Below are 25,245 nucleotides of genomic sequence, written 5' to 3' on the forward strand. Positions count from 1 at the left end.
CTTTGTGACCTGTAGGGGTTGCCCCTCTTTTTCGGTCAACCCGCTATCTCACATTAAGTACGTAACCCGCGTCCCCGCTGAATTAACACCCACACCAGCGCATAGAACACCACGATAAACGCCACCAGCACGCCCAGCGTAAACACCAGAGGCACATCGTTAATCCCCAGGAAACCATAGCGGAAGCCACTGATCATATAGACAATCGGGTTCAGCTTAGACACCATCTGCCAGACCGGTGGCAACAGCGTCAGCGAGTAGAACACGCCCCCCAAATAGGTCAGCGGCGTCAGCACAAAGGTCGGGATCAGACTGATATCATCGAAGGTCCGGGCAAATACGGCGTTCAGCAGACCCGCCAGTGAGAACAGCACCGCCGTCAGCACCAGCGTAACCGCCACCATCAGCCATGAATGCACCTGGAACGGCACGAAGAACAGTGAAATCGCCGTCACCAGCACACCCACACAGATACCGCGCGCCACACCGCCGCCCACGTATCCGGCAATGATCACGTGCGTCGGCACCGGTGCCACCAGCAGTTCTTCAATGTTGCGCTGGAACTTGGCGCTGAAGAAGGATGAGGCCACGTTGGCATAGGCATTGGTGATCACCGCCATCATGATCAAACCCGGCACGATAAACTGCATATAGCTGAAACCGTGCATTTCACCGATGCGCGAACCAATCAGGTTGCCGAAAATAATGAAATAGAGCGTCATAGTGATCACCGGCGGCACCAGCGTCTGAATCCAGATGCGCGCGAAACGATTCACTTCCTTGCCCCAGATGCTTTTCAGCGCCACCCAGTACAAATGTGTCATGCTTTATCTCCTTTGCGACCGTTCACCAGGTCGACAAACAGCTCCTCAAGACGGTTGGCTTTATTGCGCATACTGAGCACCTGCACCCCCTGATGGCTCAGCTGGCTGAACACACTGTTCAGCCCCTGCTCACGCAGCACTTCCACTTCCAGCGTTGAGGTATCCGCCAGACGATACTGGAATCCTTCCAGCTTCGGCAGCGGGCTTTTTGGCGCGAGGTCGAGGATAAAGGTTTCTGATTTCAGCTTGGACAGCAGGCCTTTCATTGAGGTGTTTTCCACCAGCTCACCGCGCTGGATAATGCCGATATTGCGGCACAGCATCTCGGCTTCTTCCAGATAGTGGGTGGTCAGAATAATGGTGGTACCCTGGGCGTTCAGCTCTTGCAGGAAGGTCCACATTGATCGACGCAACTCGATGTCGACGCCCGCGGTGGGTTCATCGAGGATCAGCAGTTTAGGCTCATGCATCAACGCACGGGCAATCATTAAACGGCGCTTCATCCCACCGGAGAGCATCCGCGCACGTTCGTTGCGTTTTTCCCACAAATCCAGCTGCTTTAGGTATTTTTCAGCGCGTTTCTGCGCTTCCGGTTTTTCCACGCCGTACAGTCCAGCCTGGCTGACCACAATCTGTAGCACCGTTTCGAACTGGTTAAAATTGAACTCCTGCGGCACCAGGCCCAGCTGGCGCTTAGCGTTAACCACATCCTGCTGAAGGTCGTAGCCAAACACGCGCACCTTACCGGCGGTTTTGTTCACCAGCGAACTGATAATGCCAATGGTGGTGGACTTGCCTGCGCCGTTAGGCCCCAGCAGTGCATAGAAGTCACCGGCTTCTACCGCAAGGTCGATTCCTTTGAGCGCCTGAACCCCACCTGCGTAGGTTTTGGTTAGCTTTTCAAGCTCCAGTGCATAAGTCATAGATTAAAGAGTGCCCTGTTTTGTTGTGGTTTCTTGTTTGTCATTTTCAATTGCGCCGCATTACCCTATATTACTGTACGCATTTCGAGTTATTGGCCGACACCATTATGAAAGACATTGATACCCTTATCAGCAACAACCGCCAGTGGTCCAGGTTGCTGAAAGAGGAAGATCCCGGTTTCTTTGAGCGCCTTGCTCAGGCACAAAACCCCCGTTTTCTCTGGATTGGCTGTTCAGACAGCCGCGTACCTGCCGAGCGCCTGACCGGGCTGGAGCCGGGTGAACTGTTCGTTCACCGCAACGTCGCTAACCTGGTGATCCATACTGACTTAAACTGTCTTTCGGTCGTGCAATACGCGGTTGAAGTGCTGGAAGTGGAACACATTATTATCTGTGGTCACTACGGCTGCGGCGGCGTTAAAGCGGCAGTTGAAAATCCAGAGCTTGGCCTGATCAACAACTGGCTGCTGCATATTCGCGATTTGTGGTACAAGCATAGTTCGTTACTGGGTGAGCTGCCGCCAGAAAAGCGTTTCGACAAACTGTGTGAAATCAACGTGATTGAGCAGGTGTATAACCTGGGTCACTCGACCGTGATGCAGTCAGCGTGGAAACGCGGGCAGAAGGTCAATATTCATGGCTGGGTTTACGGCATCATGGATGGTTATCTGCGCGATCTGGGCGTCAGCTCAACCAATCGTGAAACCCTGGAACAGCGCTATCGCCAGGGCATTGCTAACCTGCTCAATGACCCGGACCTTAATCCTTAAGCGGCACATATTATTATAGGCCGGAGGATCCGGCCTTGGTCGATTGTGCTCTGCCGGATTATTCGTCCAGCATCACCACTTTGCCCACATAGGGCAGGTGGCGATAGCGCTGAGCGTAGTCAATACCGTAGCCCACCACAAACTCATCGGGGATGGCGAAGCCAACATATTCTACTGGCACATCCACTTCGCGACGCGACGGTTTATCCAGCAGGGTACAGATCGCCAGCGACTTTGGCCCACGCAGGCTGAATATCTCACGCACTTTGCTCAACGTATTACCTGAATCGATAATATCTTCGACGATCAGTACGTCTTTGCCACGGATATCTTCATCCAGATCTTTCAGGATTTTCACATCACGCGTGCTTGAGGTGCCATTGCCGTAGCTGGACGCCGTCATAAAGTCGACTTCGTGAGAAACATCGATCGTGCGGCACAGGTCGGCCATAAACATAAAGGAGCCACGCAGCAGGCCCACCAGCACCATGTCGCTGCCGCTGTCACGGTAGTGGTCACTGATTTGCTTGCCGAGTTCGGCAACGCGGGATTTGATCTCAGCTTCGGAGATCATCACTTCAACGGTGTGTTTCATAGATAGTGGTTCGTCGATTGCTCAGGGAAAGCGGTGAAGTTTATCACACTTCAGCGCTTTCCCTCACTGTTGCGCAACGTCGCTTACTCACTTCTCGCCACAGACATATAGACTGCCATACGTTCAGATAGCCCTATTTCATATGGCTTTTTGATTTAACCATAGAGCGATTATTCATTTATCTCTCACTCCTGCCCCATGCTAGCTTATGCGCAACAATAATAAGTCACAGGCCTGATAGCCGGAGTTTGCATGCCTTCTTCACATTCGAAAAAAACACATATCGGTAACCGCGAGCTACATCCTGAAACCCAGATGCTCAACTATGGCTATGATCCGTCATTGTCAGAAGGCGCGGTCAAACCGCCGGTGTTTCTCACCTCCACGTTCGTATTTAACAGCGCAGAAGAGGGGCGGGACTTCTTTGACTATGTTTCCGGCCGCCGTGAACCGCCAGCCGGAGAGGGCAACGGGCTGGTCTACTCGCGCTTTAACCATCCGAACAGCGAAATAGTTGAAGACCGCCTGGCAATTTATGAACGCACCGACAGCGCTGCGTTGTTCTCTTCCGGCATGTCAGCGATCTCCACCACCCTGCTGGCTTTCGTCAAACCGGGCGATACCATCCTGCATTCACAGCCGCTGTATGGCGGCACGGAGACGCTGCTGAGTAAAACCTTCCGTAATCTGGGCGTTTCGACGCTTGGCTTTGCGGATGGTGTGAACGAAGCCGTGGTGCAAGCCGCCGCTGAAGAAGCGATGAAGCTGGGACGGGTATCGGTGATCCTGATTGAATCCCCGGCAAACCCGACCAACAGCCTGGTGGATATTGCGCTGATTAAGCGTGTAGCCGACCATATTGAGCGCCAGCAGCAGCATCGCCCGGTGATCGCCTGCGATAACACCCTGCTCGGCCCGGTGTTTTCACGCCCGACGGAACACGGTGCCGATATTTCTCTCTACTCACTGACCAAATACGTAGGCGGCCACTCCGACCTGATTGCCGGAGCCGCCATGGGCAGCAAGGCGTTAATTCGCCAGGTAAAAGCCCTGCGCAGTGCCATTGGCACCCAACTGGACCCACACTCCAGCTGGATGATTGGCCGCTCGCTGGAGACGCTGGCGCTGCGTATGGAACGCGCCAACGATAACGCCACGGCGGTTGCTGAGTTCCTGCGGAGCCATCCGCAGGTGGAGCACGTCCATTATTTGCCGTTCCTGGACCCGGCCTCCCCAGAGGGTAAGGTGTATACCACTCAGTGCAGCGGCGCAGGCTCGACCTTCTCCTTTAATATTCGCGGCGGCGAGGCAGCAGCGTTCCGTTTCCTCAACAGTCTGCAACTGTTTAAGCTGGCGGTGAGCCTGGGCGGCACCGAATCCCTCGCCAGCCACCCGGCCAGCACCACCCACTCCGGCGTACCGCTTGATGTGCGCAACCGTTTTGGTATCACCTCATCCACCATTCGTCTGTCGATTGGTATTGAGAATAAAGATGATTTGATTGAAGACGTCAGGTTATCGCTGGGCTAAACGTGTTATCCGCAGCGCAGAGAAGCTCTCGTTTGTAGAGCGCGAGATATAACGTTTTGCGCTGCGCCAGCCCAATGCAGGGGCGGACCCTTTTCCGGTCCGCCTTTTCTAAACTGCCAGTACGGCAGTGAACAAGCGGAAGAGAACAAATAGTGCATATTGCATTTTCTAAGCTGCCTGTACGGCAGTGAACTTCTGCGTATTGCTCTTCGTAGCGCCTTCCGATTTCTAAGCTGCCTGTACGGCAGTGAACTTCTATGAGCGTTAAGTTATCCGCATACGTCTGTTTCTAAGCTGCCTGTACGGCAGTGAACTTGCCTCGCTGGCCGAAGGCGGTAGAGACGCTTTTCTAAGCTGCCTGTACGGCAGTGAACATGCTTCAGAGTCGCGAATAGCCTCATCAATGATTTCTAAGCTGCCTGTACGGCAGTGAACAGGTAGAACGCCAATAGCCGTTAACGCTGGGTTTTCTAAGCTGCCTGTACGGCAGTGAACCGTTAGCTTACAACGCTAACCTGTTAACTTTCTTACCTTTTATCACTTTTTATCATGCCAGACCCTTTTTGATCGCCATATCCCTATACTGATATAAATCAGTTAGATAAAAACACATCTAAAAAAAGGGTCTGTCACACCGTGGTGATTACGCCACGGTAAAGCCCAGCATCATGCCGGTATCTTCATGCTCCAGCAGATGGCAGTGCGCCATATAAGCATTGGCGGCATCGGCCTGATGGTTAAAGCGCACCAGCACCTCGCTGCGCCAGCCCTCAACACGAACGGTGTCTTTCCAGCCGCTGCGATGTGCGACAGGGGGTTTGCCATTTTCCGACAGGATACGGAACTGGGTGCCGTGAATATGGAACGGATGCAGCATCTCATCGCCTTCACCTGAAATGGTCCACTTCTCATACACGCCCTTCGCGACCTCAAACGAGGGTTTATCCATATTAAAGGCCACACCGTTGATCTGATTACCGTTATGGAAATCATAGCCTTTCACTGGTTTTGCATGATCCATTCCGGCCATGTTGCCGTGATCCATTCCAGCCATATCAGATTTCGCCGGGCTTGCCGGTTTATCGCTGTCGTGCCCGTCCATCGCCATACCCGCCATTGACGCATGTCCGTATTTTTCCATCAGCGCCATCATGCCGCGCCGGTCGAGTTCCGGGTCCATCATTAATTGCATCCAGCGAGTTTTAAGCCCGTCAGTCGCAGGAACGGCGGGCAGCTCCACCAGCTTGTCCGGTAGCGTTCCGCTGGCCAACACCCGCAATGGGTTGATCGACAACACCGGCAACGGCTGATCAAAGGGCTTCAGTGTCATGCCCATCTGACGCACCGGCAGCGTTTGCAGATCGAAAGGTTTACCGTCAGAGGTATCTACCAGCACTTCATAACGTTCACCCGGCAGCATCGGCAGCTCGCTGACCTGCACGGGCTCAGCCAGCAGGCCGCCATCACTGGCAATCACATACATCGGGCGCTGATCGCTGGTGGTCAGATTGAGCGAACGGGCATTACAGCCATTCAGCAGACGCAGGCGCAGCCAGCCTCGCGGTACGCCGGTCTGCGGGTAGATAGCCCCATTCGTCAGCATCGTGTCGCCAAACCAGCCCACCGCCGCACTCATAATATCCAACTGGTAATCGATCTGGCTGCCGTCAGCACTCAGTCGCTTATCCTGTAAAATCACGGGAATGTCATCAACGCCCCACTGTTTGGGCAGCAGCAGCTTGCCGCTTTCCGGGTCGTTGATCAGCACCAGCCCAGCCAGTCCTTGCGCGACCTGGTAACCGGTACGGCCATGTTGATGCGGATGGAACCAGCAGGTCGCAGCCGGTTGATCGGGCGTGAATGTCACCCGGCGGCTGCTGTTCGGCGCGATCCGCGCCTGTGGCCCACCGTCGACGTTGCCCGGCAGTTCCAGACCGTGCCAGTGCACCGTCGTCGTTTCGGGCAGACGATTATGCACGGTGATGTTGACCTCTTTGCCACGATCCAGTTGGATCGCCGGGCCAAGCAGGCTGCCATTATAGCCCCAGCTTGGCACGTTTTTACCGCGCCACAGGCTGTTACCGGTCTGGGCAATCAGGGTGATTTCACTGCGCGCATCGGCCGTCAGTAACGTGGGTATCGGCAACAGCGGGCGCTGTTCAGCCGCCATTAATGAACGGCTCCACAGTGGCAAGGCACTGGCTGCGCCGATAGCGGCGCTTAATTTGATAAAATCACGACGTTGCATCATCCATTCCTTATTCAGTCCTTGTGTAAGATGTCTGTGTCAGATATCGATAGCGACTGACAGCATAAACCCTGCCCCAGCGGGAAGGTCAAGCCTGCTAAAAGAATGCAGATAAGCCCTTCAGGACTTTTCTGTCTTAAAAGTGGCTGGCACCCGGCCTGAACTGTGCTAACGTCAAGCTATTGCACACGTATGAGATAAACCATGAAGAAAAGCATCAAGGCTCTGTTGCTGTTAGGGCTGTTTGGCTTCTCCTCCACCAGTTTCGCCCTCAGCGAATCGGAAGCAGAAGATTTGGCAGATTTAACCGCCGTATTTGTTTATTTGAAAAACGATTGTGGTTATCAGGATCTCCCCGACGGGCAAATTCGCCGTGCATTGGTGTTTTTCGCACAGCAAAATCGTTGGGATTTAACCAATTACAACAGTTTTAATATGAAAGCATTAGGTGAAGACAGCTATCGCGATCTCAGTGGTATTGCCGTACCGAACGATACTAAGTGTAAATCTCTGGCGCGTGACTCTCTGAGCCTGCTGGCCTACGTGAAGTAATCGTTCTCTCGCCCTCCTGCTGCTGATTTGACCGTGCAACTGCGGTCATTAATCGCTATGATACTGGCCCATTTTTCGCGGCTGTTATATTCGCCCTGATTCAGCCTGCACCTGCGCAGGCCACGTTTGCTCCCCCGTCACACAGTGTTCACACGGGTGCCGCCGGGCTGCAACGTGCATGACGGAGAGTATATGAGGATGAAAACCCCCACCATGACCGATAAAGAAATGTGGTATGAAACGCTTCATGCCGGATTCGGGCAGTATTTTTCTGTCGACAACGTACTGTATCGCGAGCAGACCGAACACCAGGATCTGATTATCTTTCAGAATGCGGCATTAGGCCGGGTAATGGCGCTGGACGGCGTAGTACAAACCACCGAACGCGATGAGTTTATCTATCACGAGATGATGACCCACGTTCCGTTGCTGGCCCACGGCGCCGCAAAGCGAGTGCTGATCATCGGCGGCGGTGACGGGGCCATGCTGCGTGAAGTATCCCGTCATAAAAACATCGAACAGATCACGATGGTCGAAATCGATGCTGGCGTGGTGACCTTCTGCAAAGAACACCTGCCGAACCACAGCCAGGGCGCCTATGACGACCCGCGCTTTACCCTGGTGATTGACGATGGCGTGAACTTCGTTAAACAGACCAGCGAAAAATTCGATGTGATTATCTCTGACTGCACCGACCCGATTGGGCCGGGAGAAAGCCTGTTTACTTCAGACTTTTATGAAGGCTGCCACCGCTGCCTGAACCCGAATGGCATCTTCGTGGCACAAAACGGCGTCTGTTTCCTGCAGCAAGATGAAGCGGTGAACAGCCATCGCAAGCTCAGCCACTATTTCGCTGATGTCAGCTTCTACCAGGCTGCGATCCCGACCTACTACGGTGGCATTATGACCTTCGCCTGGGCCAGTGATAATCCGGCGCTGCGCCAGCTCGATGCCGCGACGATTGCCTCACGCTTTGCACAAGCGGGCCTGACCTGCCGTTACTATAATCCGGCGATCCACACTGGCAGCTTTGCCCTGCCGCAATATCTGTTAAATGCGCTGGCCGACTAACCAGGTATTTCAAGGGGGTGAACTAAATTGCAAAAGCTTAAACTACATGGCTTCAACAACCTGACGAAAAGCCTGAGTTTTTGTATCTACGATATCTGTTACGCAAACACCGATGCGGAGCGTGACGGATATATTGCATACATTGATGAGCAGTATAATGCTAACCGCCTGACCGAGATCCTGAGCGAGACCTGCTCAATTATCGGTGCCAACGTGCTGAATATCGCGCGTCAGGATTATGAACCCCAGGGGGCCAGCGTTACGATTCTGGTCAGTGAAGAGCCGATCGATCCGCGCGACATCGACACCTCCGAACATCCTGGCCCGCTGCCCAACTCCGTTGTGGCGCACCTCGACAAAAGTCATATCTGCGTACACACCTACCCGGAAAGCCATCCTGAAGGCGGTCTGTGTACCTTCCGTGCAGATATTGAAGTCTCGACCTGTGGTGTCATTTCACCACTGAAAGCGTTGAACTATTTAATTCATCAGCTGGAATCCGATATTGTCACCATCGATTATCGCGTGCGTGGGTTTACCCGCGATGTGAACGGGGTGAAACACTTCATCGATCACGAGATTAACTCTATTCAGAATTTCATGTCGGATGATATGAAATCGATGTACGACATGATGGATGTGAATGTGTATCAGGAAAATATCTTCCACACCAAAATGCTGTTGAAAGAGTTCGATCTGAAACACTATCTGTTCAATACCGAACCCGCCGATCTGAGTCCACAGGAACATAAACGCATTACGGATTTACTGTGGAAAGAGATGCGTGAGATTTATTACGGCCGCAATATTCCGTCGTTGGGATTAAAAACGCAGTAACTGGTTGGGTGTATTAATATCCGCAAAAAGGCGACCTTCGGGTCGCTTTTTTTATTGGCGTCAGATTTTGTTACTGAAAATTGCGCGGGTCGATCGTTAATCGGCCCGGGATTTAGCGTTACAGCGCCAGCCTCAGCGTAAAGTCCTGCTCACTCAGCTCACTCTGAGATTCATCGGTTAGCAGCCTGTCGGTAATAATATCCGTCAGTTGCTGAAGCGGTGCCGCCTGAAACAGCGACCAGGAACCGTACTTACTGCTGTCGGCCAGCAGCACCCGGCGGCGCGCATTGGCCAGCAGGTCCTGCTTCAGTCCGGCTTTCTCTTCCGTCGGTGCCGTGATGCCCTTCTCCAGGCTCCAGGAGTTACAGCTGACAAAAGCAATATCCGGATAGATATTACGCAGCAGACGGCGTCCGTGCTCACCAATACAGGACTGACTGGAGTCGTCGATGCGCCCGCCGATAATCGTCACTTCAATCTGCTTAAACTCGGAAAGAAACAACGCGATATGCAAATCAGCCGTGATCACCCGCAGCGGCAAATGCGTCAGCTGACGTGCCAGCTCCAGCATGGTGGTGCCGGCATCCAGCACCACAGCATCACCGGATTTCACCAGGCTGGCCGCGGTATGCGCAATAACCCGTTTCTCTGCCAGATGGCGCTGCATCTTCTCAACCGTGGTGGGCTGATTGGGAATAAAGCGATTCAGGGTTACCCCACCGTGGCTACGGCTGATCACCCCTTCCTGATCGAGTTTTATAAGGTCGCGTCGGATGGTGGCGGGTGACGCCGCAATGGCAGCCACCAGCTGTTCGACCGTGACCAGATTATGACTTTTCAGATAGTCCATAATCTGATCGAGGCGGCTTTGTCCCTTCATATGTCCTTATGCAAGCTGCATCGCTAACTGAATAGAGATCGCCATGCTGGCAGAGTTCGCTTTTCCTGTCCAGGCAATATCAAACGCCGTGCCGTGGTCTGCCGAGGTACGGATAAACGGCAGCCCGGCGGTAATATTGACCCCATCGTAAAAGCCCAACAGCTTAAGCGGAATGTGCCCCTGATCGTGATACATCGCGACGACAATATCGTACTGGCCTTCCTGGCACTGCAGGAAAACGGTATCCGGCGGGCACGGCCCGGTCACGTTCAGCCCTTGCGCTTTCATCGCCTCTACCGATGGGCCGACGATAGTGATCTCTTCATCGCCAAACAGGCCATTTTCACCCGCATGCGGATTCACCCCGGCCACGGCAATACGCGGGTTCTCAAAACCAACGCGCCTGAGGAAGGTATCCGCCATGCCGATCACCGTCTCAACACGTTCACGCCCCAGGGTATCAAGGAACTGACGCAGCGCAATATGCGTGGTGACGTGGATCACTTTCAGCTTATCGGTATACAGCACCATCGCGTAATTTTTGCTGTCGGTCAGCTTCGCCAGCAGTTCGGTATGCCCGGGATAAAGATGCCCGGCTGAGTGCAGCGCTTCTTTATTTAACGGGGCGGTGGCAATCGCCTGTACTTCCCCCGCCAGCGCCAGTTCCGTGGCACGTTTAACGCAGCGGTACGCCAGATCACCCGCTTCCGACTGCACGACTCCGGGCTTCAGGGCAGCCGGGTCGGCCAGCGGTTCATCGATAACATTGATAATACCAGGGGCGAAGTGAGCATCGGCCACGCGATCCAGCACGCGCAGTTCTGCCTGCGGGGTAATATTCAGGCTCAGCACGCGCCGCAGGGTACTGGCACAGCCCACCACCACTGCCGGAACCCCGGACAGCTCACCGCTGGCCAGTGATTTGATAATGATTTCCGGACCGATACCCGCCGGGTCGCCCATAGTGATCGCAATAATTTTACTCACTCGATTTCTCCTCAATAAAACGAATAACGTCGACCAGGGTGTTTGCATCACCGAAGCCACCGGCTTTGGTCATCACCAGCAAGGGTTCAGTCACATTTAATAAGCGGCCCCAGGGCACACAGCCCGCAATCTGGCCTTGAATCTGGAATCCACTGGCACCCAGCCCGCGCGCCACGGCAATCGCCACGTCACCGCCGGAAAGATACAACCCGCCAGGCTGGGCTTCTGCCAGCACTTCAGCCGTGAGCTGTGCCAGTAGCTGGCAAATTTCTTCACCCAGTTGAGCACGGCTCAGTTGATGTTCTTCACACAGTGCAGCAATCGCTTCACGCTGCCCGTTATGCTGGCAGGTGCGGACCACACAGTGCTGCCCGGCGCGTAATGCATTGGTCACGGTCTGGCGCCAGGTGGGAAACGATACCCAACGCGGGCGATAAAACAGTTCGGCAATATCGATATCCACCAGCGTCACAGGATGCTGCTGCTGAATCCGGTCAATTTGCTGACGGGCGATGTCACTCATCGAGCCCACCACTGCCAGCAGCGGTGACGGGTGGCGATCCACCAGCAACGCCGTCAGAGCATCACTCAGCCCGGCAGCACCGACCAGCAGCGGACGCTGTGCCAGGCGGGACGCTGCCTGCGCAATGCGCTGTAAGTCATCATCGGTTTCTGCATCCACCACCAGCAGCGACGGTGCGCTGTCGGCGGACTGTTGCATCAGCGCCAGCAGCTGTGGCCCGCGCACCTGCGCCAGCGTCAGGCCGCCGCAAGGCAATGTGCTCTGCTCCAATAACCGCCGGGCAATGTTCGCCGTTGTCACCGGCGTTTTCGGGTCGCTGGCAAATTCGGTCTCGGTCAGTCGCAAGCCGTGAATAAAGCACTCGCCGTCGCGGGTAATGCGCCCCAGCCGTGGAACCGCCGGAACTACCAGCGCCAGCGATGCACCGCTGGCCAGCAGAGCCGCTTCGGTTTCTGCGCCCAGATTGCCGCGCAGAGTGGAATCCATCTTCTTAAACAGCCAGCCTTCGCGGGCAACCGGCGACCAGTGCATCAGCGCACGATGCACCCGCTCTGCAGCATCCTGGGCAGAGAGCGCGCGGCTGTCCGTGCTAACCACCCAGACGTCGGCCTGCTCGTCACCACGCGGTGACTGGCTGTCAAAAAGCACATTCACCCGCGCTCCCGCTCTGGCCAGCCCGCTGCCCGCATCATTGGCCCCGGTAAAATCATCCGCAATCACCAGTACCGGCGTTTGCCATTTACGCTGCGTCATCGCCACTCCTGTACGGAACATTGAGGTGCCTGTCTGTGAAGAGAGGTTCAGGACACCACTCATTATCTGAATATGATTATATTCAATCACATTTGATTAAATGTGAGCAAGTTCAAATTAATCAGAATCAATATGCCCTATAAATTACCCATCAAAGTCGGAAAGCCCTTACAAATGACGAAATACAATCACCCGTAACTGAAAGCGGCGTGATGAGGAGAAATCAGGCATGAACATAAACAGTACCGTGATCGCGGGCTACCAGACACTCAATGACATTGGCTACCTGTTAAAAGGTAAGCAGCGTGTGTTGCTGGTCACCGATAAGAATATTGCGGCGATCCCGGCAGTGCAGACGCTGACGGAGCAGGTACGCCGTCAGGTCTCAACCTTACATACCGTCAGCAACGTGCCACCCGAGCCGAGCCAGCATGATGTAGCAGAGATCCTCGCCGGCCTGGCCTCGCGCGATGTGGATCTGGTGATTGGCGTAGGCGGTGGCAGCGTGCTGGACGTGGCAAAACTGCTGTCGGTGCTGTGCGTTGAGAATGCACCTACGCTAGAGGCCCTGCTGGCCGGAGAGAAACCTCAGAGACGCACCTCCTCGTTGCTGATCCCGACCACTGCAGGTACGGGGTCAGAAGCCACGCCAAACGCCATTCTGGCCATCCCGGAGAAAGAGACGAAAGTCGGCATTATTTCCCCAGTGATGCTGCCGGACTATGTGATTCTGGCCCCGGAACTGACCACCAGCATGCCGGCACATATTGCATCTTCAACCGGGATTGATGCGCTCTGCCACCTGATTGAGTGCTTTACCGCGACGGTTTCAAACCCGGTGAGTGACAACTACGCGCTGATCGGGATGAAGAAGCTGTTTGCCAGCCTGGAAACCACCGTGGCTGAACCCGGTAACCTGGAAGCCCGACTGAATATGCTGTGGGCGTCTTATTACGGCGGGGCGGCCATCGCCCATGCCGGGACTCATCTGGTGCACGCCATGTCCTACCCGCTGGGAGGCAAATATCACCTGCCGCACGGCGTGGCGAACGCCATTCTGCTCGCTCCCTGCATGCGCTTTGTGCGCCCGGCGGCGGTAAGCAAATTCGCCGAAGTCTACGATCTGTTGCCAGAGGCTAACCCGCAGCTCAACGCGGAGGAGAAGTCTCACGCACTGGTGGATTACTTCGCGGCCCTGGTCCAGCGACTGAAGCTGCCTGCCAGCCTCGACGAGCTGGGGATCACCTCAGAACACCTGCCTTATTTAGTGGAAGCGGCACTCGATGTGCAGCGCCTGATGAAAAATGTCCCGGCACCGGTGAGCGCAAACGACGTGCGTAACGTGTACCTGACGCTGTTTCCGGCACTGAATCACTAACAGAGAGATTATGATGAGCAAAACTATTCAGGGCGTACTGACCGCCATCGTCACACCTTTCGATCATGACGGCGCCTATGCTGAAGCAGCCATGCGCCGTCAGGTGCAGCGCCAGCTGGCGGCCGGAAACGGTATTTTCTGCGGCGGCACCAACGGTGAGTTCTTCGTATTAAACGAACAGGAAAAGCTGGCTGTGACGGCCACCTGCGTCGACGAAGTGGCCGGAAAAGCCAATGTGGTGGCCCACGTCGGCGAGATATCCACACGTGAAACCATTCGCCTCGGTAAACAGGTTGCCGCGCTGGGTGTGGATGCCGTGTCGGTGATCACTCCGTACTTTGTTCCACTCAAACAGTCAGAGCTGATCGCCCACTACACCGCCGTGGCCGATGCACTGACGGTGCCGGTGTTTCTCTACAACATCCCGGCGCGTACCGGCAATACCTTACAGCCGGAAACCGTTCGCCAGCTGGCTGCCCACCCCAACATTATCGGCATCAAAGACAGCGCAGGCAGCTATGAGAGCCTGAGCGGCTTCCTGAAAGCAGCCGAAGGTATTGATCACTTTAACGTGCTGAACGGTCCGGACTCGTTGATCCATCAAGGATTCGTGGACGGCTGCTCGGCGTGTATTTCCGGTCTGGCTAACGTTGCACCGCAAGAGATCAACGCCATCTGGTCGCACTTCCACGCGGGCGATATCGCGGCCTCACGCAAAGCCCAGGAGAACGTCACCGGACTGCGTACCGACCTGTATGCCGTGGCCTTCTCACCCGCAGCGGTGAAAAAAGCCGTGGCACTGATGGGCTTTGACGTGGGTGACAGCCGCTACGCGGTGCAGTTTAGCGCGGAAGAAGAGCAAAAAATTCGCCAGATCGTTAACCAGTATCTTCAATAATTTTCCGGCAGCGGCACTGCGATGCCGCCTGCTCTGACACCGGGGATCCCTGTCATGAAAGTGATTTGTACTTCACCGTCTTTTGCTAAATATGATGCCCAGCCTATCACCACATTGCGTGAACAGGGCTTCGAACTGATCAGCCTGCCTGCGGATGCACCGCTCAGTGCACTGGAGCCACATCTGGCCGATACCGTGGCGATGATCGTTGCCTTTACGGACGTGAATCAGGCACTACTGGCGTGCGCACCAAAACTGGCGATCGTCTGCAAGCACGGCGTGGGCGTCGACAATATCGACCTGAATGCTACCCGCGAACGCGGCATCTATGTCACCAACGTACCGGATGCCAATAAACATGCGGTGGCTGACTTTGCCTTTGCCTTGATGCTCAACAGCGCCCGGCAGCTGAATCAGGCCATCAACGACACCCGCTCCGGGCAGTGGCCACGTATTTTTGCCACCGATATGTACGGCAAAACCCTTGGCATAGTGGGGCTGGGCAATATTGGTAAGCAGGTGGCACTGCGGGCACGCGGTTTCAATATGCGCGTGCTGGCATTTGATTTCTATCCTGACCAGCAATTTGCCGCCGACCATGACATTCAATTCGTCAGCATGGACCATCTGACGCAGGAGAGTGACTTCATCACCCTGCACACGCCACTGACGGCCGAAACCCACAATCTGTTTGATGCTGTCCGCATGAAGCGTATGAAAAAATCCGCCTTCCTCGTGAACGTGTCACGCGGTGGCGTTATTAATGAAGCCGACCTCTATCAGGCGCTGGCCGATAACGTGATTGCCGGTGCGGCAGCCGATGTCTTTGAGCATGAGCCGCTGGAAGCCCACCCCCTCTTTACCCTGAATAATTTCCTGCCGACGTCGCACATTGCCGGCTATACCGACGGTGCCATTGGCGCGATGGGTGAACGCTGCGTGCAGCAAATTATTCAGTGCATTAAAGCACGCCAGAAGCCCGTCAATATTATGAATCAGCTCTGAAAATTACAACGCTGCTGTTAAATCAGTAGCCTACGATAACTTTGACCTCGGTTACTACGATGAATAATGTTGCAAGCAGCACCAGAATTCGCTGGTGGATCGCCGGGTTGATGTGGCTGGCAATTGCCATTAACTACATTGACCGCACCGTGCTGTCAGCGGCGGCTCCGCACCTGATCGATGAACTTAGCCTGAATCCGGAAATGATGGGCTTTATTATGGCGGCCTTCTTCTGGTCCTATTCGCTGTTGCAGATCCCGGCGGGTTGGTTTGCCGATCGCTACGGCCAGAAAAAAGGGCTGGGGATTGCCGTTGCCTGGTGGTCTATTGCCACCTCAATGATGGGCCTGGCCACCGGGTTTAAATCCCTGCTGGCATTACGCCTGGCGCTCGGCGTGGGTGAAGCGGCGGCGTATCCAAGCAATGCCGGGATCACCGCGCGCTGGTTCCCGGATAAAGAGCGCGCCACCGTCTCTGGCTTGTTTGACAGTGCCTCGAAATTTGGCGGTGCCGTGGCGATGCCGCTGATCGTCTGGATGATCTATATGGTCGACTGGCGCATGACCTTCCTGATCATCGGTAGCGTCGGCCTTCTGTGGGTGATCGCATGGTATCTGATTTACGCCGAAAACCCGGAAGATCATCCGAAAATCAGCAAGGCAGAAGTCAGTTTGATCCGTGATGGTCAGGCTCAGAAGCATGGCGATAAAAACGTGTTGCCGATGAAGTGGTACAAGCTACTGCGCTACCGCAATATCTGGGCGATGTGCCTGGGCTTTTTCACCATTAACTACACCTCCTATTTCTTTATCACCTGGCTACCGACCTACCTGGTGAAAGATAAAGGCATGGATTTCATCAAGATGGGGATGGTTGCCGCTCTGCCGTTGCTGTGTGGCATGGTGATCGAAGTGATCGCGGGCTGGGCATCCGATCGTATGGTCCATAAAAAAGTGCTGTCGCTGACCGCCACCCGCAAACTGTTCCTGACGATTGGCCTGCTGATGGCACTGTGCATCGGATTCGCGCCTTTCACAGATTCCGTCTTTATGACCGTGTTCCTGCTGTGCGTTGCCAAATCAGGCACCACGGTAGCGGCGTCTCAAGTTTGGGCACTGCCGGGCGATGTGGCACCAAAAAATAGTGTGTCGATGGTCGCCGGGCTACAAAACACCGTCTCCAATATGGGCGGCGCGGTCGGCCCGATTATCACCGGTGCCATCGTCGCCGCGACAGGATCCTTTACTTATGCACTGGTGTTCTCAGCCGCGTTGGTGGTGTTGGGGATCCTGAACTACCTGTTCCTGCTGGGTAAGGTCGAACCCATCATCGATGAGGATCAACCTGCTCTTTCTCAAACTTCAGCCAGTCACGGCTAAATCAGACACGAACAGCAATACAGGCACACCTTCCTGTGAGGTGTGCATCGCTCTCTTTTGCCTTTGTACCCTACTGAAGCGTCACAAGAGCCTGAAGGCCAGCGCGCTTCCTACAACTTAAGAGGTTGTTATGAAAGAATTTACCACGCAAGGTACGCTGATCATCGTCGGGATGGTGCTGGTGTACATCCTGTTTACCAGTTGGCTGACCTGGCGACTGCGCAGTAAAACCTCCGGTGAACATATGGAAGGCGCACGCGCCATGCCCGCGTTTATCGTCGGCATCCTGCTGATGTCGGAATATATCGGCGCCAAATCCACCATTGGTACCGCACAGGCGGCGTTCGAAGATGGCTTCGCGGCCTCCTGGTCGGTGATTGGTGCCGCCATTGGCTTCCCGATTTTCGGTCTGCTTCTGGTAAAACGCATCTATAACACCGGAAAAATTACTATTTCTGGTGCCATTGCCGAGAAGTACGGCAACACCACCAAATGCATTATCTCGCTGATTATGATCTACGCCCTGCTGCTGGTGAACGTGGGTAACTACGTCAGCGGCGCGGCGGCGATCTCCACCGTCTTGAAAGTGAACCTGCCGGTGGCGGCCTTTATTACCGCCATTGTCAGCACCTTCTACTTTGCCTTTGGCGGCATGAAGGGAATGGCCTGGGTCACGATGCTGCACAGCGGCCTGAAGTACATTGGTATTCTGATTATTCTCGGCGTGGCACTGAAGATGACCGGCGGTATTACGCCCATGGTTGAGAAAATGCCGTCGTTCTACTGGACCTGGGATGGTCACGTTGGTGCCAGTACGATTATGGCGTGGCTGATCGGAACTATCGGTTCGATCTTCTGTACCCAGTTCGTGATCCAGGCGATCTCCTCCACCAAAAGCCCGGCCTCTGCGCGCCGTGCCACCTGGGTGGCCTTCTTCTTCTGTCTGCCGATTGGCCTGGCGATTGCGGTGATTGGCGTGGCGGCCAAATTCCTGCATCCGGACATCAACAGTCTGTATGCCCTGCCCGTGTTTTTACAGGATATGAGCCCGTGGCTGGCGGGTGTGGTCACGACATCGCTGGTGGCCTCGATCTTCGTCAGCGTCAGTACGGTAGCGCTGGCGATTGCATCGCTGATTGTGAAGGACTTCTATGTGCCGATGCGTAACCCAACGCCAGAGCGTGAGTTCAAAATGACGCGCTGGCTGTCGCTGGCCATCGGCTTTGCCCCGCTGATTTTTGTGTTGCTGGTGCCGGAAGTGTTGAAACTATCGTTCTTCACCCGTGCTATCCGTCTGTCGATTTCCGTGGTGGCGATTATCGCCTTCTACCTGCCGATGTTTAAAAGTGCGCGCGGCGCAAACTGGGGGCTGATTGGTTCCTGCGTCGTGACCTCGGTCTGGTTTGTCATGGGCGATCCGTTCGGCATCAATAACATGTACATCGCCCTGATTGTTCCGGCGCTGGTGATGGTGATTGATCGCATGATCCCATCGCGGGACAGCCAGAAAAAAACCGCACACCAAATTCAAAAAAGTGGAGCCTGATATGACACTGGAAACGCTCACCGTAGAACGTAACGGCATTATCGCTACCGAGGGTGACAGGCAGCAGGCGATGCTGCCCTCATCCTGCCCGCAAAATCATGCGGCTAACCTGCTGCCGCTGCCGGATGGCGATGTGCTGTGCGTATGGTTTGGCGGTACTCAGGAAGGGATCGCCGATATTTCTGTCTGGTGCTCACGCCTGGAGAAAGGGAGCGAGCGCTGGTCCGACGCGGTAAAACTCTCGGACGACCCGACCCGCTCGGAGCAGAACCCGGTACTGTTCCTCGACCCGGACAACGTGCTGTGGCTGCTGTACACCGCGCAAAAGTCCGGCAATCAGGATACGGCAATTGTGCGCTACCGCCAGTCAATGGACTTCGGCCAGAGCTGGGGGCCGATTGCCACGCTGCTCGACCAGCCCGGCACCTTTATCCGTCAGCCAGTAGTCGTGCTGGCTAACGGCGACTGGCTGCTGCCGGTGTTCTACTGCCGTACCCAACCGGGTGAAAAATGGGTGGGCAATAATGACGACAGCGCGGTGAAAATCTCGCGGGATAAAGGCAAAAGCTGGCACGATGTGGCCGTGCCGGACAGCACCGGCTGCGTCCATATGAATATTACGCTGCTGAAAGATGGCTCGCTGCTGGCGCTGTATCGTAGCCGCTGGGCAGATCATATCTATCAAAGCCGGTCCGACGACGGCGGGCAAAGCTGGTCCGCCCCACAGGCCACCGAACTGCCAAACAATAACTCGTCGATTCAGGTGACCACGCTGGCGAACGGTGACCTGGCGTTGGTGTTTAACGCCATGAGTGCCGAAGGGGCCAGCGAACGCCGCACCTCACTGTATGACGAAATTGAAGATGAAGAGGATGACGTGGCGGTCGCCGCCGAACCGGTGATCCACAGCGGTAAAACCGCCTTCTGGGGAGCACCACGAGCCCCCATGACGCTGGCGATTTCACGTGATGGCGGAAAAAGCTGGCCGTTCCGGCGTAATCTGGATGAAGGCGACGGCTACTGCATGACGAATAATTCGCAGCAGAAGCTGAACCGTGAGTTCTCCTACCCCAGTATTAAGCAGGGGCTGAACGGGGAACTGCATATTGCCTACACCTATTTCCGCCAGGCGATTAAATATGTGCGTGTGGAAGAGGAATGGGTGACAGGAGATCGCCGATGATCGCCGGTAACCTCAACCATCTGACGCTGGCTACCCTGCCTGCATCGCTGTTTCAACTGCTGGCGCAGCCCGCGCACAGCCTGGCAGCATTGAGTGCGCTGCCCGATGGGCGATGGCAGCCGGAGGGGGCCGCCTGGTTCTGTCATATCGGCTCACAGCAGAGTGCACCAGCGGTCACACGCCATACCGAGTTTCACCGGGAATATCTCGATATTCAGATCGTGCTGACGGGCGAGGAGGTTATCCGCTACGGACTGACCGATGCACGCCCGGCCGGCGGTGAAGAACGTAAAGCGGATCTGTATATCGTCGCCGATCCACAGCTGACGCAGCAGGTCCATCTGCGTCCCGGCGACTTTGTAACGTTTGCACCAGGCGAAGCGCATCAGGCACTGTGCGCCATCGGGCAACCGATGATGGTCCGCAAGGCCGTTTTTAAGATCCCGGTGGGAATGCTGGAGGGCACGCTATGAGCCGTCATGCGCTGGTGACCGGCGCCAGTTCAGGCATTGGGGCGGCGATTGTCGATCATCTGTTAACACAGGGCTGGCAGGTGACAGGATTAAGCCGCAGCCACATTGAACATGATAACCCGCAGTTTCGGTCTGTCAGCGTGGACCTGTTCGACAATGCCGCGCTGGCCCGGGTACTTGCCGGGATGGAGACACCGCAGGCCATTGTTCACGCGGCCGGGATGATGAAAGCGGCATTGCTGGGGGAGCTGGATGTCACGGCCAGCCAGCAACTGTGGCAGCTGCATATTGCCGTGGCGGAAACGCTGGCCAATACCTTTGTGCCGCATATGCGCAGCGGTGGGCGCATCGTGCTACTGGGCAGCCGCACGTCACGCGGGGCAGCAGGCCGTAGTCAGTATGTCGCCACCAAATCGGCCATGATAGGTATGGTTCGCAGTTGGGCAGCAGAGCTGGCACCTCGTGGGCTGACGGCCAATATCGTTGCGCCTGGCGCCACACAGACACCGATGTTGAACAGCCCCGGACGCGAAGGTTCGCCGCCAAAACTGCCACCCATCGGCCGCTTTATTCAGCCGCAGGAAGTTGCCGAACTGGTGGGCTATCTGCTGTCACCTGCCGCCGCCGCCATTACCGGGCAGGAGCTGGTGATGTGCGGTGGAGCATCGTTATAAAACAGGCATGTATTGGCAAGGGCCGGGCATGCCCGGCTCCTGCGGGGCTTCGGCGTAAACGTTAACGCCCCTGTAAAAATTCCCGGTAGGCGGCAATCACGGCCAGAAAGTCTTCCACTCCGCAGAATGACAGACTCTCTTCATCGTAGTAATTCATCCCCTCTTCCATCTCATCGCCTTCAAAGTTGAGCTGGTTTGAACGGATCATCACTTCTTCTTCATCCAGTAACACCGTGTACTCTTTGCCCACGCGCTGCCACTGACGCACGCTGCCTTTGACGTCTTCGGCAGCGGCTTCGACCTCATCCAGCAGGGTGAGGTCTTCATTCACTTCATCATTAAACCAGTGACCGACGGCTTCATGGCCCATCGTCATGCGAACCTTCACACCACCGGTGATATCTCTTAAAAATTCATATTCCATCGCGCTTTCCTCCCGGCCAGCCTGCTCACAGGCTCAACCACATTTTGCGCGTCTGCCGCGACAATACTGAGCTTTGGCGCGCATTATCGCAGCCCGGCGCGGGAAAAGCAGGAGGTTTTACGTAGCGCTTTCCAATATTGATAACGGAACAGTGAAAATACTGGCCTGTCCGCTTTCCCCCATGGCATGTTCTGCCCGGCACAACGGTAATACCCGTTCACCAGCAACATAAAATTACGTAATCACGGAAAAACAGTTGCTTAAAATTACGTAATTCCGTAAATTCATCAACAGGGAAGAATCGAATGAAAAAGATCTGTTTTCTTGGTAGCTCGTTGAGCGACCTTAAACGCTTTCCCAGGAATGTGATGCATGATGCGGGTTATCAACTCGCTCAGCTACAGGCGGGTGCGACACCCGCAGATTTTAAATCACTGGCTGCTGTTGCCAGTGGGGTGTGGGAATTGCGAATACATGATGGTGACAGCGGGACATTTCGCGTGGTCTATGTGTCAAAGCTCCGCGATGCTATCTATGTACTGCATGCTTTCCATAAGAAAACGCTCAAGACCAGCCCGCAGGATGTGGCACTGGTCCGCCAGCGTTATCAGCAACTGATACAGGAGTTCAGCTCATGATCCAGCGTTTCGACAGTGTCTGGGATGCCCTTGCCGACACCCCGAAAGAGGCCGAACAGCTCAAAGCACGCTCACAATTACTGATGGCGTTGCAGGAAAAAATTGACGGCATGCCGCTCAAAGAGGCCGCCGTACTGCTCGGCGTCACCGTCTCACGTATTTCCGAAATTCGTAGCGGAAAGTTTCATCTTTTCAGTCTGGATAAACTCGTCACACTGCTTGCCAAAGCCGGCTATCAGGTGAAATTCGAGATCGCAGCCATCCACTGAGCACATAAAAAAACCGGGCACATGGCCCGGTTTCTTAGCGCTAACTGAAGATTAAACCGCAGTCTGGAAAATCACGCCGTCGGCTTTGTCGGTGTACTGACTCAACTGGTCGAAGTTCAGATAACGATAGGTGTCCACAGCGGTTTTATCCACCTGGCCCATAAACGTCAGATACTCTTCCGGCGTTGGCAGTTTACCCAGCAGAGAAGCGACTGCGGAGAGCTCAGCAGACGCCAGGTACACATTTGCACCCGTTCCCAGACGGTTCGGGAAGTTACGCGTGGAGGTCGATACCACCGTTGCGCCATCTGCCACACGTGCCTGGTTACCCATGCACAGTGAACAGCCCGGGATCTCAATGCGCGCGCCGCTCTTACCGAATACGCTGTAGTAGCCTTCCTCGGTCAGTTGTGCCGCATCCATCTTGGTTGGCGGAGCCACCCAAAGACGCGTAGGCAGCTGGCCTTTATGCGCATCCAGCAGTTTCCCAGCCGCACGGAAGTGGCCGATGTTGGTCATGCAGGAACCGATAAAGACTTCATCGATTTTTGTGCCCTGCACATCAGACAGCAGACGGGCATCATCCGGGTCATTCGGGGCACACAGAATCGGCTCTTTAATATCTGCCAGATCGATGTCGATCACCGCAGCGTATTCCGCATCCGCATCACCTTCCAGCAACTGCGGGTCGGCCAGCCATTTTTCCATGCCCTGAACACGACGTTCAAGCGTACGACGATCGCCGTAACCTTCAGAGATCATCCATTTCAGCAGCACGATATTCGAGCTGAGATATTCGATGATCGGCTCTTTATCCAGCTTGATGGTACAGCCGGCTGCGGAGCGCTCTGCTGAAGCATCCGTCAGTTCGAATGCCTGCTCAACTTTCAGTTTCGGCAGGCCTTCGATTTCCAGCACGCGACCTGAGAAGATGTTTTTCTTCCCTTTCTTCTCAACGGTCAACAGGCCAGCTTTAATCGCATACAGTGGGATCGCATGCACCAGATCGCGCAAAGTGATACCCGGCTGCATTTCACCTTTGAAACGCACCAGCACGGACTCTGGCATATCCAGTGGCATAACGCCGGTCGCAGCAGCAAAGGCCACCAGACCTGAACCCGCCGGGAAGGAAATACCAATTGGGAAGCGAGTATGTGAGTCACCGCCTGTACCTACGGTATCCGGCAGTAGCATACGGTTCAGCCAGCTGTGGATTACCCCATCACCCGGACGCAGCGACACGCCGCCACGGTTCATAATGAAGTCAGGCAGCGTATGGTGCGTGGTCACATCGACCGGCTTCGGATAAGCCGCGGTATGGCAGAAGGACTGCATCACCAGGTCTGCAGAGAAACCGAGGCAGGCGAGGTCTTTCAGTTCATCGCGGGTCATTGGACCGGTGGTGTCCTGCGAGCCAACCGAGGTCATTTTCGGTTCGCAGTAGGCGCCAGGGCGCACACCGTCAACGCCGCATGCACGGCCGACCATTTTCTGCGCCAGTGAGAAGCCACGAGTGCTGGCTGCCACATCTTTCGCCTGCTCGAACACATCACTGTGCGGCAGATTCAGAGATTCGCGGGCTTTGGTGGTCAGGCCACGGCCGATGATCAGTGGAATACGGCCACCAGCACGAACTTCATCCAACAGTACGTTGGTTTTCAGTTCAAAGTTAGCCAGAACTTCGTTGGTGTCGTGATTGCGGACTTCACCTTTATACGGATAGATGTCGATAACATCGCCCATATTCAGACGGTCAACATCGACTTCAATTGGCAGTGCGCCTGCATCTTCCATCGTGTTAAAGAAGATAGGTGCGATTTTACCGCCGAGGCAGACGCCACCGCCCTTCTTGTTCGGCACGTAAGGAATATCGTCGCCCATAAACCACAGCACCGAGTTGGTAGCGGATTTACGCGAAGAACCTGTACCGACCACATCACCAACGTAGGTCAGTGGGAAGCCTTTAGCCTGTAATGCTTCGATCTGTTTGATCGGGCCTACGTTACCAGCATCGTCGGGTTCGATGCCTTCACGGGCGTTTTTCAACATCGCCAGCGCGTGCAGTGGAATATCCGGGCGAGACCATGCATCCGGCGCCGGAGAGAGGTCGTCGGTATTGGTTTCGCCGGTCACTTTGAACACGGTTACGGTGATTTTTTCTGCAAGTTTAGGACGCTTCAGGAACCATTCAGCATCAGCCCACGACTGAATAATCTTTTTCGCGTGTGGGTTGCCTGCTTTAGATTTTTCTTCGACATCGTAGAAATTGTCGAACATCAGCAGCGTGTGGGACAGCGCTTCAGCGGCAATCGGTGCCAGCTTTTCATCGTCAAGCGCGTCAATCAGCGCATGGATGTTATAGCCGCCCTGCATGGTGCCCAGCAGTTTGATTGCCAGTTCAGGAGTAACCAGAGGAGAAGTTGTTTCGCCTTTCGCGACAGCAGCCAGGAAACCCGCTTTGACATACGCCGCTTCGTCAACGCCCGGCGGCACTCGATTGATTAACAGATCGGACAGAAATTCTTCTTCACCCGCTGGAGGGGCTTTTAGCAGTTCAACCAGCGCGGCCATTTGGGAAGCATCTAACGGTTTTGGAACAATCCCCTGGGCAGCACGCTCGGCAACGTGCTTACGGTATTCTTCTAGCACGACGTTCTCCTCGCTCTCATTGTATTTAGCATCCCGGGCTACCTGAGTTCACCGCAAAGTGAAAACCATCCATGTGTAGGGTAAGGTGCCCGGTTCCGCGAGGGCCAGCATAGCAGGATTTCGGTTGCGTGTTAATCCGTTTACAAAAAAGCAACATCAATAGCCTGACAGTTTTTATGGGCAAAAAAGCCTTTTTCCAGCGTTTTTAGCTGCTTTTTTAACATGACCATATTGGA

At 55.0% G+C, this 25,245-nt stretch carries 24 protein-coding genes and 1 CRISPR repeat array; of the genes, 15 read left to right on the forward strand and 9 right to left on the reverse strand.

Features of this window, described 5'->3' with window-relative positions; genetic code table 11:
• Positions 1–53: 53 nt before the first annotated feature.
• Together FVB43_RS00345 and FVB43_RS00350 are read right to left on the reverse strand one after the other, a co-directional pair.
• A complete protein-coding gene (locus tag FVB43_RS00345; protein ID WP_159336910.1) occupies positions 54–824 on the reverse strand; it encodes an ABC transporter permease in 771 nt (256 codons plus the stop codon).
• Complete coding sequence (locus FVB43_RS00350; RefSeq protein ID WP_133842231.1) at positions 821–1,747, reverse strand: ABC transporter ATP-binding protein; 927 nt, start codon at positions 1,745–1,747, stop codon at positions 821–823. Before FVB43_RS00350 ends, FVB43_RS00345 begins: the two co-directional genes overlap by 4 nt.
• 107 nt (positions 1,748–1,854) lie before the next feature.
• On the opposite strand from FVB43_RS00350, the gene can reads away from it, so the two are divergent.
• Entirely contained in the window at positions 1,855–2,517 is a 663-nt protein-coding gene (can, locus tag FVB43_RS00355) for a carbonate dehydratase (protein ID WP_133842232.1), read from the forward strand.
• 58 nt (positions 2,518–2,575) lie between these two features.
• On the opposite strand, the gene hpt is transcribed toward can, so the two are convergent.
• Entirely contained in the window at positions 2,576–3,112 is a 537-nt protein-coding gene (gene hpt / locus FVB43_RS00360; protein ID WP_133842233.1) for a hypoxanthine phosphoribosyltransferase, read from the reverse strand.
• Between the two features lie 252 nt (positions 3,113–3,364).
• Between hpt and FVB43_RS00365 the strand changes: the two genes are divergently transcribed.
• Positions 3,365–4,642, forward strand: a complete 1,278-nt coding sequence (locus tag FVB43_RS00365; RefSeq protein WP_167863207.1) for a cystathionine gamma-synthase family protein — start codon at positions 3,365–3,367, stop codon at positions 4,640–4,642.
• A gap of 105 nt (positions 4,643–4,747) precedes the next feature.
• Positions 4,748–5,137: direct repeats of the CRISPR family, unit length 28 nt; unit sequence TTTCTAAGCTGCCTGTACGGCAGTGAAC.
• A gap of 148 nt (positions 5,138–5,285) precedes the next feature.
• On the opposite strand, the gene cueO is transcribed toward FVB43_RS00365, so the two are convergent.
• Positions 5,286–6,890: a multicopper oxidase CueO gene (gene cueO / locus FVB43_RS00370; protein ID WP_167863216.1), complete on the reverse strand. Its 1,605-nt coding sequence runs from the start codon at positions 6,888–6,890 to the stop codon at positions 5,286–5,288.
• A 204-nt stretch (positions 6,891–7,094) separates the two neighbouring features.
• Here cueO and FVB43_RS00375 point away from each other — a divergent pair, with 204 nt between their 5' ends.
• The 3 genes from FVB43_RS00375 (at position 7,095) to speD (ending at position 9,350) form a co-directional block, all read left to right on the forward strand.
• Positions 7,095–7,442, forward strand: coding sequence for a YacC family pilotin-like protein (locus FVB43_RS00375; protein ID WP_048914955.1), 348 nt, complete (start codon positions 7,095–7,097; stop codon positions 7,440–7,442).
• Positions 7,443–7,655: 213 nt separating this feature from the next.
• Entirely contained in the window at positions 7,656–8,513 is an 858-nt protein-coding gene (gene speE / locus FVB43_RS00380; RefSeq protein ID WP_133842706.1) for a polyamine aminopropyltransferase, read from the forward strand.
• Positions 8,514–8,540: 27 nt separating this feature from the next.
• Positions 8,541–9,350, forward strand: coding sequence for an adenosylmethionine decarboxylase (speD, locus tag FVB43_RS00385; protein WP_133842235.1), 810 nt, complete (start codon positions 8,541–8,543; stop codon positions 9,348–9,350).
• 118 nt (positions 9,351–9,468) lie between these two features.
• Here speD and FVB43_RS00390 read toward each other — a convergent pair whose 3' ends face one another.
• From FVB43_RS00390 to dtnK, 3 genes are read right to left on the reverse strand one after another with little or no spacing between them, the layout of a single operon-like run.
• Positions 9,469–10,230: a DeoR/GlpR family DNA-binding transcription regulator gene (locus tag FVB43_RS00390; protein WP_133842236.1), complete on the reverse strand. Its 762-nt coding sequence runs from the start codon at positions 10,228–10,230 to the stop codon at positions 9,469–9,471.
• Positions 10,231–10,236: 6 nt separating this feature from the next.
• Positions 10,237–11,217 (reverse strand): D-threonate 4-phosphate dehydrogenase, encoded by a 981-nt coding sequence (locus FVB43_RS00395; protein ID WP_167863208.1) that lies wholly within the window; start codon positions 11,215–11,217, stop codon positions 10,237–10,239.
• The gene (gene dtnK / locus FVB43_RS00400) at positions 11,210–12,493 is read right to left on the reverse strand and encodes a D-threonate kinase (RefSeq protein ID WP_167863209.1); all 1,284 of its coding nucleotides are present in this window, start codon (positions 12,491–12,493) and stop codon (positions 11,210–11,212) included. The genes FVB43_RS00395 and dtnK overlap by 8 nt, the downstream gene beginning before the upstream one ends.
• Before the next feature lie 229 nt (positions 12,494–12,722).
• Here dtnK and FVB43_RS00405 point away from each other — a divergent pair, with 229 nt between their 5' ends.
• The 8 genes from FVB43_RS00405 (at position 12,723) to FVB43_RS00440 (ending at position 21,029) form a co-directional block, all read left to right on the forward strand.
• Entirely contained in the window at positions 12,723–13,871 is a 1,149-nt protein-coding gene (locus tag FVB43_RS00405; RefSeq protein ID WP_167863210.1) for an iron-containing alcohol dehydrogenase, read from the forward strand.
• 13 nt (positions 13,872–13,884) lie between these two features.
• Positions 13,885–14,769, forward strand: coding sequence for a dihydrodipicolinate synthase family protein (locus FVB43_RS00410; RefSeq protein WP_159336948.1), 885 nt, complete (start codon positions 13,885–13,887; stop codon positions 14,767–14,769).
• A 54-nt stretch (positions 14,770–14,823) separates the two neighbouring features.
• Positions 14,824–15,774: a phosphoglycerate dehydrogenase gene (locus FVB43_RS00415; RefSeq protein ID WP_133842240.1), complete on the forward strand. Its 951-nt coding sequence runs from the start codon at positions 14,824–14,826 to the stop codon at positions 15,772–15,774.
• Between the two features lie 59 nt (positions 15,775–15,833).
• The gene (locus FVB43_RS00420) at positions 15,834–17,153 is read left to right on the forward strand and encodes an MFS transporter (protein WP_133842241.1); all 1,320 of its coding nucleotides are present in this window, start codon (positions 15,834–15,836) and stop codon (positions 17,151–17,153) included.
• A gap of 130 nt (positions 17,154–17,283) precedes the next feature.
• Entirely contained in the window at positions 17,284–18,699 is a 1,416-nt protein-coding gene (locus tag FVB43_RS00425) for a sodium:solute symporter family protein (protein WP_133842242.1), read from the forward strand.
• A 1-nt stretch (position 18,700) separates the two neighbouring features.
• On the forward strand, positions 18,701–19,882 hold the full coding sequence (locus FVB43_RS00430; protein WP_133842243.1) for a sialidase family protein: 1,182 nt from the start codon (positions 18,701–18,703) through the stop codon (positions 19,880–19,882).
• The gene (locus tag FVB43_RS00435; protein WP_159336906.1) at positions 19,879–20,355 is read left to right on the forward strand and encodes a NanQ anomerase/TabA/YiaL family protein; all 477 of its coding nucleotides are present in this window, start codon (positions 19,879–19,881) and stop codon (positions 20,353–20,355) included. The genes FVB43_RS00430 and FVB43_RS00435 overlap by 4 nt, the downstream gene beginning before the upstream one ends.
• Positions 20,352–21,029: an SDR family NAD(P)-dependent oxidoreductase gene (locus tag FVB43_RS00440; RefSeq protein WP_159336905.1), complete on the forward strand. Its 678-nt coding sequence runs from the start codon at positions 20,352–20,354 to the stop codon at positions 21,027–21,029. The genes FVB43_RS00435 and FVB43_RS00440 overlap by 4 nt, the downstream gene beginning before the upstream one ends.
• Before the next feature lie 61 nt (positions 21,030–21,090).
• On the opposite strand, the gene yacL is transcribed toward FVB43_RS00440, so the two are convergent.
• Complete coding sequence (gene yacL, locus FVB43_RS00445) at positions 21,091–21,453, reverse strand: protein YacL (protein ID WP_167863211.1); 363 nt, start codon at positions 21,451–21,453, stop codon at positions 21,091–21,093.
• Between the two features lie 305 nt (positions 21,454–21,758).
• On the opposite strand from yacL, the gene FVB43_RS00450 reads away from it, so the two are divergent.
• A complete protein-coding gene (locus FVB43_RS00450) occupies positions 21,759–22,091 on the forward strand; it encodes a type II toxin-antitoxin system RelE/ParE family toxin (protein WP_159336904.1) in 333 nt (110 codons plus the stop codon).
• Positions 22,088–22,360 (forward strand): helix-turn-helix domain-containing protein, encoded by a 273-nt coding sequence (locus tag FVB43_RS00455; RefSeq protein ID WP_159336903.1) that lies wholly within the window; start codon positions 22,088–22,090, stop codon positions 22,358–22,360. The genes FVB43_RS00450 and FVB43_RS00455 overlap by 4 nt, the downstream gene beginning before the upstream one ends.
• A 51-nt stretch (positions 22,361–22,411) precedes the next feature.
• Here the strand turns inward: FVB43_RS00455 and acnB are convergent, their stop codons facing one another.
• Positions 22,412–25,009 carry a bifunctional aconitate hydratase 2/2-methylisocitrate dehydratase gene (gene acnB / locus FVB43_RS00460; RefSeq protein WP_159336902.1) on the reverse strand — a complete coding sequence of 866 codons (2,598 nt, stop codon included), beginning with the start codon at positions 25,007–25,009 and terminating at the stop codon, positions 22,412–22,414.
• Positions 25,010–25,245 lie beyond the last annotated feature (236 nt).

The organism is Erwinia rhapontici (genome assembly GCF_012271765.1).
Lineage (GTDB): Bacteria > Pseudomonadota > Gammaproteobacteria > Enterobacterales > Enterobacteriaceae > Erwinia > Erwinia rhapontici.